The sequence below is a fragment of the Methanosarcinales archaeon genome (assembly GCA_014859725.1).
GTDB lineage: Archaea > Halobacteriota > Methanosarcinia > Methanosarcinales > Methanocomedenaceae > Kmv04.
Map to the genome: position 1 here is coordinate 1 of JACUTQ010000050.1, position 13,753 is coordinate 13,753.

A 13,753-nucleotide genomic window follows, 5' to 3' on the forward strand; every position below is an offset into this window, starting at 1 on the left:
TGGGGCAGTTTATTTATAAAGGGAATTGTAATGGTTGTTATTTATTTAATATATATGATAATTCCACTTATAATATTATGGGCAACTGTCGGGGGTTCTATTGCTAATGTAATTAATTCAAATGATCCAAATGCAATAGGTGACTTTGGAGGTGCGTTTGCTGGGATATTAGTTTCAGGGATACTCATCTTGATAATTTCCCTAATGATACCAATGGCGTTATCAATCTATGCAAAAGAAGATTCATTTGGTGCTGCTTTCAGGATAGGAGAAATTCTATCCAGAATAAAATCTGTTATCGGAGGTTATATTCTGGCATATATTGTGATTGTTGTACTTGGTATGATTCTTGGAATGATCGGTTTAATACCAATCCTTGGCTGGATAATGATAATATTCGGAAACTTCTATATAATTACAGTCGGCGCACATATGTATGGCAAATTATACACTGAATCCAGCGCATAATTTGAATAGATTTCCCTGGTATAGTCCAGGATATATTTTTTTTTTCTAATTATTAAAATAAAATACCTAAAACATTTTTTAGATGCGACCGCCGGGAATCGAACCCGGATTAGTGGCTTGGGAAGCCACTGTCATACCGCTAGACCACGGCCGCTTATTGCATTATTTTATTATGGTTTTTTATATTCTTCAAGCCTGAGGCAAGTGGGCCCCTCCAGAGGTATAATTATTGAATCAATGACCTCAGTATCCCTTGCGCAGGTTGATGGATATAATTATCAGTTATCATTACTTCGCTTTACTGAATATTAATTCTTATGCTTTCTAAATCAGCATTTTTATAATCCCTAACCTCATAATAGATTAAATTGAAAATCATAATTTTAGAGGAAAAATTAACATGATCGATAGAAATGAAATCCTTGATATCCTTAATGAATACGATCAAACAGATTACAAAATCGGTGCTGTTGCCTCTCATTCGGCTCTGGATGTGTTCGACGGTGCCATAGAAGAAGGTTTCAGTACATATGCAGTTTGCCGTAGGGGCAGGGAAAAGACATATACAAAATATTTCAGGACCTTATGTGACGATGAAGGCTTTGTACAAAGAGGTGTAGTGGATGATTGGGTAATTTATGATGGTTTCGATGAACTCACTAAATCTGATGCCCAGCAGGACCTGATCGATAAGAATGTGTTGTTTATCCCAAACCGTTCCTTTACTTCCTACTGCAGTATTGATGCTGTGGAAAATGACTTTCGTGTACCACTTGTTGGCAGCAGAAATCTGCTTAGGAGTGAAGAACGTGGGGAAGAGCATGACTATTACTGGCTGCTGGATAAAGCGGGTCTACCATATCCTGAAAAACTGGATGATCCCCAGGATATTGATGAACTTGTCATGGTCAAGCTGCCCCACGCTGTAAAAAAATTGGAGAGAGGTTTCTTTTCTGCAGCATCCTATGAAGAATATGTGGAAAAATCAGAATCCCTGATCGAACAGAATATCATTACACAATCTGCTCTTGAAAATGCCCGAATTGAGAGATATATCATAGGTCCGGTCTTTAACCTGGATTTCTTTTATTCACCCATTGAAGAGGAGCTAAGTCCACTGGAATTATTAGGCATTGACTGGCGGTTTGAGACCAGTCTGGACGGACATGTCAGACTGCCAGCACCACAACAGATGACCCTTAATAAAAACCAGCTCACACCGGAATATACGGTATGTGGTCATAATTCAGCCACATTGAGGGAATCACTGCTGGAAGAAGCATTCGAACTGGCAGAGAAATATGTGGCAGCCACTCAAAAGTTTTATGACCCCGGCATCATCGGTCCATTCTGCCTGCAAACCTGTGTTGATAAGGATTTGAATTTCCACATATATGATGTAGCTCCCAGGGTGGGCGGTGGTACCAACGTCCATATGTCAGTGGGCCACCCTTACGGCAATACACAGTGGCGTATACCCATGAGTTCGGGTAGAAGGCTGGCATTGGAGATCAGGAATGCAATAGATATGGACAGACTCGACGAGATAGTGACCTGAATCTAAATGAAAATCTATATTAAAACCTTTGGCTGCACTGCCAACAGAGCTGACAGTATTAAAATCCAGCAGATACTTTCAGCTCAGGGACATACTTTTACAGATGTTTTAGATTCAGCCGGGCTTGTAGTAGTAAATACCTGCACTGTTACCCAGACCACCCAGAGGAATGTCCTGAAATTTATTCATTCGGTGTCAGATTCAGGGAAACAAATTGTTGCTACAGGATGTTTACCAGCAGCCCAGCCTGAAGCCCTTGTAGATATAAAATGCCAGTCAGTAACTCCTGCTTCAATTGAAGATATACCAGGGATTCTAGGTAACGGCACCATGATGAAAGAGGCGGTAATCCCCATCCTGCACGGAGTGACTGGCATTGTCAGCATTTCCCGGGGATGTACAGGTAACTGCTCTTATTGCATTGTAAAACAGGCTAGAGGCGAATTGGAAAGCAGACCAATTTCAGATATTGTTGTTGAAATGGCATCATTGGTACAGCAGGGTGCAAAAGAGATACAACTTACGTCACAGGACACGGCAGCTTATGGAATAGATACAGGGCATAGACTGCCAGAACTGCTTACGGCCGTGACAAGTATTGAAGGAGACTATATGCTGCGGGTAGGTATGATGAACCCATTTACCCTACTCGATATCGTTGACAAAGTGGTGGATTCCTTCCATAACCGTCATATTTTCAAGTTTTTACATCTTCCAATTCAATCGGGTTCTGATCAGATATTGGAACATATGAACAGGCGGCATACTGTAGAGGATTTTAAGTATATTGTAAATAAATTCCGTACTGGGTTTCCGGATATTGTCCTGTCAACAGATTTCATTGTGGGGTATCCCACAGAAACTGAACAGGATTTCAATGATACATTGGAATTATTTAATGAGATAAAGCCTCTAAAAGTCAATATCACAAAATATTCATCACGGCCCAAAACACCTGCTTCGCTTTTATATGATATGCCGGATTGGAATAAAAAAGAACGTACCAGAATGCTATCTATCAGGCATCATCAAATAAACCAGAAATTGTTACAGAACAATATTGGTAAAACTGTGAGTTTATTGACTACAGAAACTGGTAAGAATGGTTCTACTATCGGGCGAGATTTACAATATCATAATATTGTTATAAAAGAAAATTTGCCATTAGGAATCTGGTGTGAAGTAGATATTATTGATTCAAAAACCACATATCTAATAGGAAAACAAATTTTTAAAAAAAAAAAAGAAAGAAAAGAAAAAACAGGGGAGTTGACCCCTATTCATTAATGGTGACTTTCGTGTGCTTTCTCTTTCTGCCTTTTGTTATATGCATTTTCAGCTGCTTCCAGACAAGGTCCACATAATAGCCTGCTTTTATCCTTGTAATATGGTTCGCTGAAATCCGGGATCTTAATATCTGTGGTAAATAGATCAACTCCTTTTATTCCACAGAGATAGCATTTCTTACCATCAGCTTTTGAACGAAGCCCATTTGCTTCATGGGATGCATTGGTACATTCTTCACAAATACCCATCCACATTCCAGTTGGAAATGCATTTCTATATGCCGGGACATCCACTTTTACAGGACAAAGGGTGGGTCTTGCCACCCCGCATAATTCACAATCTGCCATTTTACTCACCACCTATAGTCCAATTACGTTAGCTGCACTGGCTGCCCAGTTGACAAATGGTTCAGGAAGAATTCCTATCGAAAGTACGCCAATCAATGCCAGAAGTATAGCTATAGTATAAGCAATTGGCAATTTCATTTTCTCAGGTGATTCCGGTGGCAGCACATACATATATTTCACAACCCTTGCATAATAATACAGGGACAATGCGCTGTTTAATATGGCTATAATTACCAGACCTAAAAAGCCACCTTTAAGCACGGCATAGAATAGGTAGAATTTACTCACAAAACCTGCTGTTGGCGGAATTCCTGCCAATGCAAACAAGAACACCATTACACTGAATGCTAAAAATGGTGATCTCTTTCCTAAGCCTGCAAATCTGTCAAGGTGATCTACCTCCTTAGCATCGCTGTTCTCTTTTAACAGCACATATCCTAATGCTGCTACGGCAATGAAAGCCCCTGTTTTCATAAACGCATGGGACATCACGTATAGTATACCGCCAGTCAGTGCTTCAGGTGACATTACCACAAATACCAGTGAAATATATCCGGCCTGAGCTACTGAAGAATAAGCCAGCATTCGTTTGATACTTCTCTGACTTACAGCCACAACATTGCCTATGGTCATTGTAAGGACAGCCAGAATTGCAAATACCAGTGCAATATCTACCTTTATAGCTATCATAGCAATGAGCAATACTCTGAAAGCAGCTACGAAAGCCATTTTTTTGGAACCTGCTGCAAGCAGTGCTGAGATTACAGTAGGAGAACCCTGGTATGTATCAGGCGCCCACATATGGAACGGCACAAGTGCCATCTTGAACCCAAATCCAGCTACAATTAGCATCAAAGCCATTATGCCTATAGGAGTCTGAATTACACCCGGGTTAGCGCTGAAAAATACTGCAAGTTCACCAATATTAGTAAGTCCTCCGCTCATACCATAAACGTATGAAAGACCGAACAACAATAGTGTGGATGACAGTGCACCTACAATAAAATATTTTATGGCAGCTTCTATACTGCCAGGATCCTTTTTGTTGAACCCTGCCAGTGCATATGTAGACAGACTGGCCAGTTCAAATCCGATGAAGATAGTCACAATATCCACAGCTGAGGCCACCACCATCATACCGATAGTCCCCAGTAGTATCAAAGTATAATACTCATCCTGATTCGAATGGTTATCAAACTCTTTAATGGATGCAATAACCACGATCAGTGATACCAGTAGGAAGGTCAGTTTAAAGAACTGGCTCATTGGATCGATAGTTAAGGAGTCTGCTATTACACCTTCAAGCTGCACATAACCTACTCCCCTGAGTATGACTATCATACTTGCAGCAACAAGAGATAATGCAGCAATATATCCCAAAACCCTTTTTTCTTGTGCTCCCAGTCCAAGACCGATTATCATAATTGCAAGGGCTGCAATGGTCAATATCAATTCTGGAGCAAATTGGGACATTAAATTTATTATACTCATATTAAATCACTCCTGGAATGATCCTACTAGCAGCATCAAATATGTCAATCACAGGTCCTGGATAAACTCCGAATAGAATTACCAATAGCACTAATATTGCCATAGGCATCATCTCATAGAATGCCAGGTCATGAAGATCTCCCAGTTTCTCATTGTAACTGCCAAACATCGCACGCTGCATAGCCCAAAGGTGATAACCGGCGGTAGCAACGATACCAAGCATTGCAAGTAGCGCAAATACAGGCAGCGTAATATAACTACCTGTCAGCACTAAAAACTCAGCTACAAAACCGCTCATTGCCGGAAGGCCTAATGATGCCATGAACCCGCCCATCATCAGGAAGGCTAGTTTAGGCATTTTGTGGGCCAGGCCACCCAGGTCTCCTATGATCCTGGTATGTGCACTATGCTGTATTACGCCAACACTCATGAAAAGCACGGCAGTGATCAGTCCGTGACTGAACTGCTGGAACATTGCCCCGCTCACTGACATGAAATTTAACGCGGCAGCTCCCAGCATCACATAACCCATATGGGCCACACTGCTGTAAGCAACCATCTTCTTCAGGTCTCTTTGGGCAAGTGCCAAAAATGTTGCATACAATATGCTTACCACAGCCAGCACCGCCATCAGTGTGATTATATCTGAACGATATGGTCCCAATCCATCGATCATTGGGAGCAGTACCCTGAACAAGCCGTAACCACCCATTTTCAGCAGCACACCGGCAAGCAGTACACTGCCTGCGGTGGGTGCCTCGACATGGGCATCAGGCAGCCAGGTATGGAAAGGTACGGTAGGCATTTTGACAAGGAATCCAAAGAACAGTGCCAGGAATATGGCAGCTCTCATTTCAGGAGACGCTATGTCAGAAAATGCCTGCAGCAACACCGGTATCTCAAAGGTACTAACATTAGTACTGAAATACAGCGCAAATATACCTAAAAGCATCACAAGACTTGCCACATGGGTATAAATAAAGAATTTAATGGCTGCATAATCCTTGTTAGGACCACCCCAGATACTTATCAGGAAGTACAGTGGTATCAGGGTCAGTTCCCAGAATATATAGAACAGGAAGAAATCCAGTGCCATGAATACGCCGAACACTCCGGCCTGAAGCACCAGTATCAGTGCAAAGAACTGGTTGGATTGTTTATTCTCTCCCCATGCATAGATTATTGTCAATGGACACAAAATAGCATTTAACAGTATCAGCGGCATGCTAATCCCGTCAACACCTAGATAATAATTGATTCCCAGGCTGCTTATCCATGAAATTTTTTCCACAAACTGGAATTTCAGGAAGGCCAGACCCGGATTGAACTCGAGATATGACATTACAGTCAATATCAATGGAATCACTGATGATACCAATGCGACAATTCTGGCTTGTTCGCGACTCTTGGTGAACAGAGTAATAGCAGCACCAATCAGGGGTATGAACAGTATTAGAGAAAGTACATTCACGTTAGGCCACCCCCCTGAATGAGAGGATAAGGGCTATAAGGCCTATCCCTATAATTGTTGCTGTGGCATAGTTCTGCACCACACCTGTTTGTATCTTTTTCAAGACTTCTGCTCCTCCTACGATGAATGAACTGATGGCGTCTATTATGCCATCGACTATCTTACGATCACTGAACTCTCCGGCCCTGGCAAGTATCCCATAAGTGAATTTCAGGGAGATCAGTTCTATGAATATCTCATGCTGGTAGTACCGTTTGGCAAGTATCCTGTATAATGGATTGCCCATATGTCCGATCGATGCCACACTGAATAAACGCTTGTGATATATGGCCCATGATATTACGAACCCAAGTAAACCTGCAATAACAGGGATCATCAGGATTGTTGCATCATGTGAAAGGTCCAGATGTACAATGTTTTCAAGATGGTAGCCACCCTTTTCAGCAAGTCCATGAATATATCCATTAGGATCTATCTCTTCAAAGAACTCATTCTCGTATGTAGTATCCAGATAATGCAGGAATGGTGTAAAGGTAAGAGTTCCGAATACCAGTGCCAGTACTGCCAGTATCATTAATGGTACTGTCATGGTTGATGGCGACTCATGGGCTTTTCTTTCCTGTCTGGGCTTTCCGGTAAAGGCCATGAACCACAGCCTGAATGTATATATTGAAGTTAACAACGCAGCAGATACACCAAAGAAAAATATCAAAGAACCATAGATACCGCCATGGAACATATATGAGTATGCACCTTCAAGGATGATCGCATCTTTGCTGATAAATCCACTGGTACCAAGCTTTATGGCCCCTATACTGACCGGAATACCTATACCTGCCAGTGCCAGTGATGACAATAGCATGGTAGTGGCTGTTATCTTCATTTTGCCAAACAGACCGCCCATCTCACGTAGATCGTTGGTCCCAACAGCATGGATAACACTTCCAGCACACAGGAACAGGCACGCTTTGAAGAAAGCATGATTAATAAGGTGGAACATGGCAATGCCAACTGCTTCAGCACCTATAATAGCACCAACACCCAGTCCCATCATCATATAACCCAATTGGCTGATAGTGGAAAATGCAAGTACCCGTTTAATATCATTCATCACCAATCCCATGGTAGAAGCGAAAAGGGCAGTGAATCCGCCGATCAGCGCTACAATGTAAAGTGATTCAGGGGCTGCAATGAACATCGGAAATGTCCTTGCAACCAGGTATACACCTGCAGTTACCATTGTAGCAGCATGGATCAGGGCTGACACAGTTGTGGGACCTTCCATAGCATCAGGCAGCCAGACATGAAGCGGGAATTGTCCGCTCTTACCTACTGCACCACCAAAGAACAGAAGTGTAATGATGGTAAGCTGGTTAGCAGGTATCAACAGGAGATTTTCAAAAATTGTACTGAATTGTAGCAGATATACCATTCCATGGCCTTCTAATTCAGGAAGTACATGAGTATACATATTGAAATATAAAATCACAATACCTGCCAAGAACAGCACATCACCTACACGGGTTGTCAGGAACGCCTTTTTAGCTGCTGCTGCAGCAGAAGGTTTTCTGAACCAGAATCCGATGAGCAAATATGAACACAGGCCAACCAGTTCCCATGCAATGAAGAACTGTAGGATATTGTCTGCAAGGACAACACCCAGCATAGCAGCTGTGAACAGTGCAGTTTCAGCAAAATACCTGGTCTTGCCTGGATCATGTGACATATAACCCAGGGAATAAATTTGTATGAGCATGCTCACGAATGTGACCATCAACAACATCACAATAGCCAGCGGGTCAATGAAAATGCCTACGTTCAGCACACTGAACCAGTGAGCTGATTGCTCTATCGTTCCGTGAGGATATATCTGTAAAAATATCATGACAGATATTATAAAGGATAGGGCAATAGCTCCTATCGTAATATATCCGACTTTTGATCCAAGTTTATTGCCAAAGGCAAGGGTAAATACGAATGCCAGTACAGGAAGGGTTGGAATAAGGAAAGCAAGAGAACCGTAATCCATATCTTACCACCTCAAGACGTTGATGTTGTCGATATTGACATTCTGCTTAGACCTGAATATACTCATTAATATTGCAAATCCAATGGCCGCTTCAGCAGCTGCCAGAGCAATACTGAACAGCACAAAAACATGACCGTTCACCTGGCTGAAATGTGATGAAAATGCTATCAGGTTGATATTTGCTGCATTTAACATCAATTCTATACACATCATTATCATGATTCCTGAGCGAAGAGTCATCACTCCATATACACCAATACTGAACACTATAGCTGAAACAATTAGAAAATAACTAACAGGTAACATTACTATTCCTCCTCCTTCTTGGCCATGTAAATACTCCCTAACAGTGCCGCCAACAGGATCAATGAAAGGACCTCAAAGGGTACAATATATTTAGTAAATAACTGTCCTCCTACGTGTTCGATCCCACTCATATCTGTTGAGCCATCATCCCACGCTAAATAATCAATAGACTTGGCATCACCCCATGTATTGGATGTTGATGCAGTTGTTATTGCAAATACAAATGCAGTTATCAACAGGAGTGCAGTCAGCAAATTAATTATATTTCCAACTTTGCCTGGTAATTGTTCCATAATCACTCCACCTCCTTTCCTCTGGTAGTGAGCATCACTGCAAAGAGGATCATCACACCAATAGCTCCCACGTACACCAGTATCTGGACAACCGCTATGAACTGGGCATTAAGAAGTACATAGAACCCGGCTGCACCCATCATGACTATTATGGTATGGAAAGCACTGTGTACAACTTCCTTTGATTTAATAACCATGATTGACGAAACTATCATAATTAACGATATTACTGCAAAAGGTATGATTTGAAGATCAATCATTTCTTATACCCCCCTGTCCTGCCTTCCAGTTCAGCTTTATTTGGAGCTGCAAGTTGGTCAGGGCTATATATTGTTTCTTCCCGTGTCCAACAAGCCAATTCGAAGTGTTTTGTCATAGACAATGCCCCGTTTGGACAAAATTCAACACACAGTCCACAGAACATACAATGCCCATTATCAAATTGTGGATACCATTTTCCGCTTTTTACTACCTCAATGACATCATTGGGACAAATCTGGGAACAGATGCCACAGCCAACACATTTTTCTTTATCCAGATGCTGTTGCCCTCTGAATGCATCAGGCAGTTCCATAATTTCTTCTGGATATAGTCTCGTAACAGATTTTGTATATACATTTCGTAGAGTTAAATGTAAATTTTTCAATACCATCTTTTTCCCCTCCTATGTCCACATTAATCCTATTATTGTTGCCCATACAAGGTTCAGTAACGCAAGTGGGAGTAATACCTTCCACCCAAGATCACTAACCTGATCTATCCTCAACCTGGGTAGAGCACCTCTTATCCATATGAAAAGCATTATCACCATCATTGTCTTGAAAATAACCCATATGACTCCCGGGATTAACAGGTTACCGACAATTGGGAGGCCATTCCATCCACCCAAGAATATCAGGGTTATAACAAATGCTCCCACTACTGCATGGAAATATTCAGCAAAGAATGCAAGCCCCCATCGCATACCGCTATACTCTGTAGCCCAGCCTGCAATGAGTTCTTCTTCTGCTTCAGTCTGATCAAATGGTATTCGTCCAAGATCAGCCAACAGAGCTATACTAAAAACTATAAAACCCAGCGGCTGTAAAATAATAAACCAAATATTTGACTGAGCTTCAACTATTTCTACAATATCCAATGAATGTGCCATAACAGCAACACTAATAATTGAAACACCTAATGGGACTTCATAACCGATCATTTTTGCTATATTCCTGAAACCAGCAAGCATTGAATATTTACTACCCGAACCCCATCCTGCCATAAACAATGAAAATATAGCCAATGCGGAGACTGCTTCAAGATACAGGATACTGATATCCATTCGAGACACTGCTACTGCATATTCATTCCCTTTAATTACTAACAGATCAAAGGGAATTACTGCCACCATTAAAAACCCAGATGTGAGTGCAACAATTGGAGCACCTATAAATAACCATTTATCTGCTTTGGCAGGAATAATATCTTCTTTCGTGAATAGTTTAATCGCATCGGCAATCAACTGCAATAAACCAAAACGACCGCCTACACGATTGGGACCTATCCTGGATTGGATATCTCCCAGGAACTTCCGCTCAAGATATACCATTACAAGAGCTCCACCAAATACTGCTCCTATTACAAGTCCACCAAGTACACCCCTTATCCAAGGAGCAAATTGGTTGGTGGCAAAAATTAAAACAAGTGTATCCATAATTAAATCTAATACTCCCATAATATTGCACCTCCTACCTATCTACCTCACTTGTACATGAATCCATACTCGCTGCAATAGCTGCTACATCTGCCACGTATGTTCCAACCAATAATGGTGGAAGCGCTTGCGCAGTAGCAAAAGCAGGACCCCGGATCCTGAATCGATATGGTTTATCAGAACCGTCAGAAATAATATACATCCCCATCTCTCCCCTCGGATCTTCAATACGGCTATATACCTCTCCTGGTTTTGGCCTTGTGATATAAGGCATTACATCCTGCTTATAAGGACCGGAAGGTATCTTATCCAGACATTGCTCAATAATATAGATGCTCTCAAGAATCTCCAGTAGTCGTACTTTGACCCGTGAAAATACATCGCCATCATTCTGGGTAATTACTTTAAAGTCAAGGTCATCATATACGAGGTATGGCTCCATCCTCCTCAAATCATACTCAACCCCTGAAGCTCTTAAAGGTGGTCCTGCAACTCCAAGTTCTTTTGCTTGTTTGGCAGTTAATACACCTATACCCTTAGTCCTTGTGAGGTAGATTGAATCACTGGACAACATGTCATCATGGGATTTAATACGCTTTTTCAGTTCGCCAAGGGTTTTTAAGGCCATTTCTTTATAGCCTGGTGGAAGGTCGTTCGCGACCCCGCCGAACCTTGCATAATTATGGTTTAATCTCGAGCCTGTAATAGCTTCCAGCAGGGATACTACTCCTTCTCGCTCCCTCACCATATAGATGAACATGGTCAAAAAGCCTACATCAGTGGTATATTCACCTGTTCCTAATAGATGACTCTGTATTCTGCAAAGTTCATTCGTTATTACCCTGAGATATTTTGCACGTTCTGTTGGTTCTATTCCCAATAGATCTTCAACACCCCGGCAATAGACATCGTTGTTAGAATTAGAGGCAAGATAACATATCCTATCGGCCAGAGGAAGTATCTGAATATATGTACGGTCTTCAAACACCTTTTCCATACCTTTGTGGATATAACCGATCTTGAGTTCTGCTTCCTTGATGGTCTCACCCTCTATCTTCAAATCAAGCAAAAAAGGACCTGGTTGCAGTGGATGTTGTGGTCCAAGATGCAGGAGTATTTCAGATGGTTTGGGTGGAGACGTAATTTGAGTTGCTTTATGCGTCATTATTAATCACCTATGTTGGATTGGGATATCCTGCGTAGTCTTTACGCAATGGCCATTCTCCTTCCATTTCTTCTGTTAGCAATAGGACCTTTAAATAAGGACAATCATTAAATTTGATCCCATAAAGTTCGTAAGTTTCCCTTTCATACCAATTTGAATTCCAGTAGATATCAAAAAGTGAATCAATGTTCGGATCATCCCTGGGTATTGAAGCTTTTAATGTTATGACTAAAGGTCCAGAGTATGATGTGATATGATATACCACTTCCATCTTATCAGGGGGATAATCCACACCTGATATACAAGAAAGATGGTCAAAACCTTTGTTTAATAAAAATTGCATAATTTCTTTTACCTTGCTTGAATCGATTCTGGCTATCGCCCTGTTAGGGGAGGGGACATCCACATCGGAAACTGCATTCGGGAAATTGTTAGATAGTTCAATCATAATGGTTTTGTCGATTATTTCTTTCGCAGCCTGTTCGTCTCCCATATTTTACACCTCTTCATCAGCTGGATTTGGAATTACAGTCCTGTCTTGTTGTGCTACAATTTTCTTCTGGAGTTCAATGAAACCCTCAAGAAGAGCTTCAGGTCTTGGCGGGCATCCAGGAATGTAGATATCCACAGGGAATATTTCATCCATATTGATAACAGTACTATATGATTCCCACCATGGACCGCCAGATATTGCACATTCACCCATCATCAATATCCACTTAGGTTCTACCATCTGGTCCCAGACTCTTTTCAGAGCAGGTAGATATTTCTTGGTAACATAACCGCTGATCATCATTACATCAGCCTGTCTTGGAGAAGCCCGCGGGATGATACCGAACCGGTCAGTATCATAGTGTGCCACACCCACGCATATCTGCTCAATTCCGCAGCAACCCATCGGATGTGTCATAAACCATAAAGAATTCTTACGGCCCCAGTTAACCAGTTTCTGTAGTGGTGAACCTTTTATGAAATCATGTATGGCACTGGTGGTAGTTAAGGCCACATTTGGTGGAAGTTCCATCTCTATTTCACCCATTGCAAAACCCCCTTCTTCCATGCATATACATATCCCAGAAACACAACGAATAAGAACAGGAACATCTCGACCAAAGCAAGTCCTGTACTGAATGAGGGAATATTTACAGCATCATTAACATAGACTGTAACCCAAGGGTATAAGAATAAAACCTCAACATCGAACAGCACAAAAAGAATTGCTAATGCATAATATTCAACATTGAACATTATGTTTGCACTACCTGTAGGTACTGAACCACTTTCGTAGGTCGTGTACTTGGTCAGTGAATTGCTTCTTGGCGACAATTGCTTAACTATAAACATTATTGCCAAGGGTATTACTAATCCAAATACCAGAAAGATAGCTACTGGTATAAAATTATCAATAATTGGAATTATCTCCGTCATATCATCACCTAAATGTCCTTTTAAAGAATTGAGTAGAATTCTATGTATAAAAACGTTATGAAATTATCTTGATTGGTTTTACTGACATTTTTAAGTATTACGACTGGATTTTATTCCACAAATATAATAATATATAGAATAATTAGCAAAAATGTGTGATCAGCAATTCCCGTTTTGTTTTCCACCGCATTTTTTTTTCTTACTTATTGAATTT

At 41.2% G+C, this 13,753-nt stretch carries 16 protein-coding genes and 1 tRNA gene; 3 read left to right on the top strand and 14 right to left on the bottom strand.

The window, feature by feature from the left end; all coding sequences use genetic code 11:
• Positions 1-468 (top strand): DUF4013 domain-containing protein (locus tag IBX40_05860; GenBank protein ID MBE0523841.1); only part of this gene is annotated, 468 nt, incomplete at its 5' end.
• A gap of 83 nt (positions 469-551) precedes the next feature.
• On the opposite strand, the gene IBX40_05865 is transcribed toward IBX40_05860, so the two are convergent.
• Positions 552-622: transfer RNA gene (locus IBX40_05865), tRNA-Gly, on the bottom strand.
• 246 nt (positions 623-868) lie between these two features.
• Here IBX40_05865 and IBX40_05870 point away from each other — a divergent pair.
• Together IBX40_05870 and IBX40_05875 are read left to right on the top strand one after the other, a co-directional pair.
• Positions 869-2,026 carry a formate--phosphoribosylaminoimidazolecarboxamide ligase family protein gene (locus tag IBX40_05870; GenBank protein MBE0523842.1) on the top strand — a complete coding sequence of 386 codons (1,158 nt, stop codon included), beginning with the start codon at positions 869-871 and terminating at the stop codon, positions 2,024-2,026.
• Positions 2,027-2,032: 6 nt separating this feature from the next.
• Positions 2,033-3,313: a tRNA (N(6)-L-threonylcarbamoyladenosine(37)-C(2))-methylthiotransferase gene (locus tag IBX40_05875; protein MBE0523843.1), complete on the top strand. Its 1,281-nt coding sequence runs from the start codon at positions 2,033-2,035 to the stop codon at positions 3,311-3,313.
• On the opposite strand, the gene fpoO is transcribed toward IBX40_05875, so the two are convergent.
• Genes fpoO through IBX40_05940 form a run of 13 tightly spaced genes read right to left on the bottom strand, consistent with a single transcriptional unit; the run spans position 3,310 to position 13,539 of the window.
• A complete protein-coding gene (fpoO, locus tag IBX40_05880) occupies positions 3,310-3,660 on the bottom strand; it encodes a F420H2 dehydrogenase subunit FpoO (protein ID MBE0523844.1) in 351 nt (116 codons plus the stop codon). The two genes, IBX40_05875 and fpoO, sit on opposite strands and share 4 nt — an antisense overlap.
• Before the next feature lie 12 nt (positions 3,661-3,672).
• Complete coding sequence (locus IBX40_05885; GenBank protein ID MBE0523845.1) at positions 3,673-5,151, bottom strand: NADH-quinone oxidoreductase subunit N; 1,479 nt, start codon at positions 5,149-5,151, stop codon at positions 3,673-3,675.
• A gap of 1 nt (position 5,152) precedes the next feature.
• Positions 5,153-6,622 carry an NADH-quinone oxidoreductase subunit M gene (locus IBX40_05890; protein ID MBE0523846.1) on the bottom strand — a complete coding sequence of 490 codons (1,470 nt, stop codon included), beginning with the start codon at positions 6,620-6,622 and terminating at the stop codon, positions 5,153-5,155.
• A gap of 1 nt (position 6,623) precedes the next feature.
• Positions 6,624-8,651, bottom strand: a complete 2,028-nt coding sequence (nuoL, locus tag IBX40_05895; protein ID MBE0523847.1) for an NADH-quinone oxidoreductase subunit L — start codon at positions 8,649-8,651, stop codon at positions 6,624-6,626.
• A 3-nt stretch (positions 8,652-8,654) separates the two neighbouring features.
• A complete protein-coding gene (gene nuoK / locus IBX40_05900) occupies positions 8,655-8,957 on the bottom strand; it encodes an NADH-quinone oxidoreductase subunit NuoK (GenBank protein ID MBE0523848.1) in 303 nt (100 codons plus the stop codon).
• A gap of 2 nt (positions 8,958-8,959) precedes the next feature.
• Complete coding sequence (locus IBX40_05905) at positions 8,960-9,250, bottom strand: NADH-quinone oxidoreductase subunit J (GenBank protein MBE0523849.1); 291 nt, start codon at positions 9,248-9,250, stop codon at positions 8,960-8,962.
• Positions 9,251-9,252: 2 nt separating this feature from the next.
• Complete coding sequence (locus IBX40_05910; protein ID MBE0523850.1) at positions 9,253-9,510, bottom strand: NADH-quinone oxidoreductase subunit J; 258 nt, start codon at positions 9,508-9,510, stop codon at positions 9,253-9,255.
• On the bottom strand, positions 9,507-9,902 hold the full coding sequence (locus IBX40_05915; GenBank protein ID MBE0523851.1) for an NADH-quinone oxidoreductase subunit I: 396 nt from the start codon (positions 9,900-9,902) through the stop codon (positions 9,507-9,509). Before IBX40_05915 ends, IBX40_05910 begins: the two co-directional genes overlap by 4 nt.
• A gap of 12 nt (positions 9,903-9,914) precedes the next feature.
• A complete protein-coding gene (gene nuoH / locus IBX40_05920) occupies positions 9,915-10,946 on the bottom strand; it encodes an NADH-quinone oxidoreductase subunit NuoH (GenBank protein MBE0523852.1) in 1,032 nt (343 codons plus the stop codon).
• 34 nt (positions 10,947-10,980) lie between these two features.
• Positions 10,981-12,111 carry an NADH-quinone oxidoreductase subunit D gene (locus IBX40_05925; GenBank protein MBE0523853.1) on the bottom strand — a complete coding sequence of 377 codons (1,131 nt, stop codon included), beginning with the start codon at positions 12,109-12,111 and terminating at the stop codon, positions 10,981-10,983.
• 10 nt (positions 12,112-12,121) lie between these two features.
• Positions 12,122-12,577, bottom strand: coding sequence for an NADH-quinone oxidoreductase subunit C (locus IBX40_05930; protein ID MBE0523854.1), 456 nt, complete (start codon positions 12,575-12,577; stop codon positions 12,122-12,124).
• A 30-nt stretch (positions 12,578-12,607) separates the two neighbouring features.
• Entirely contained in the window at positions 12,608-13,171 is a 564-nt protein-coding gene (gene nuoB / locus IBX40_05935; protein MBE0523855.1) for an NADH-quinone oxidoreductase subunit NuoB, read from the bottom strand.
• Positions 13,138-13,539 (bottom strand): NADH-quinone oxidoreductase subunit A, encoded by a 402-nt coding sequence (locus IBX40_05940; protein ID MBE0523856.1) that lies wholly within the window; start codon positions 13,537-13,539, stop codon positions 13,138-13,140. Before IBX40_05940 ends, nuoB begins: the two co-directional genes overlap by 34 nt.
• Positions 13,540-13,753: the final 214 nt, after the last annotated feature.

Bases quoted from the DNA above. Each gene is read 5' to 3' on its own strand.
- IBX40_05870 (MBE0523842.1), top strand. From the start codon at position 869: ATGATCGATAGAAATGAAATCCTTGATATCCTTAATGAATACGATCAA.
- IBX40_05940 (MBE0523856.1), bottom strand. From the start codon at position 13,539: ATGACGGAGATAATTCCAATTATTGATAATTTTATACCAGTAGCTATC.
- nuoH (MBE0523852.1), bottom strand. From the start codon at position 10,946: ATGGATACACTTGTTTTAATTTTTGCCACCAACCAATTTGCTCCTTGG.
- IBX40_05875 (MBE0523843.1), top strand. From the start codon at position 2,033: ATGAAAATCTATATTAAAACCTTTGGCTGCACTGCCAACAGAGCTGAC.
- nuoK (MBE0523848.1), bottom strand. From the start codon at position 8,957: ATGTTACCTGTTAGTTATTTTCTAATTGTTTCAGCTATAGTGTTCAGT.
- fpoO (MBE0523844.1), bottom strand. From the start codon at position 3,660: ATGGCAGATTGTGAATTATGCGGGGTGGCAAGACCCACCCTTTGTCCT.
- IBX40_05910 (MBE0523850.1), bottom strand. From the start codon at position 9,510: ATGATTGATCTTCAAATCATACCTTTTGCAGTAATATCGTTAATTATG.
- nuoL (MBE0523847.1), bottom strand. From the start codon at position 8,651: ATGGATTACGGTTCTCTTGCTTTCCTTATTCCAACCCTTCCTGTACTG.
- IBX40_05905 (MBE0523849.1), bottom strand. From the start codon at position 9,250: ATGGAACAATTACCAGGCAAAGTTGGAAATATAATTAATTTGCTGACT.
- IBX40_05925 (MBE0523853.1), bottom strand. From the start codon at position 12,111: ATGACGCATAAAGCAACTCAAATTACGTCTCCACCCAAACCATCTGAA.
- IBX40_05885 (MBE0523845.1), bottom strand. From the start codon at position 5,151: ATGAGTATAATAAATTTAATGTCCCAATTTGCTCCAGAATTGATATTG.
- nuoB (MBE0523855.1), bottom strand. From the start codon at position 13,171: ATGGAAGAAGGGGGTTTTGCAATGGGTGAAATAGAGATGGAACTTCCA.
- IBX40_05915 (MBE0523851.1), bottom strand. From the start codon at position 9,902: ATGGTATTGAAAAATTTACATTTAACTCTACGAAATGTATATACAAAA.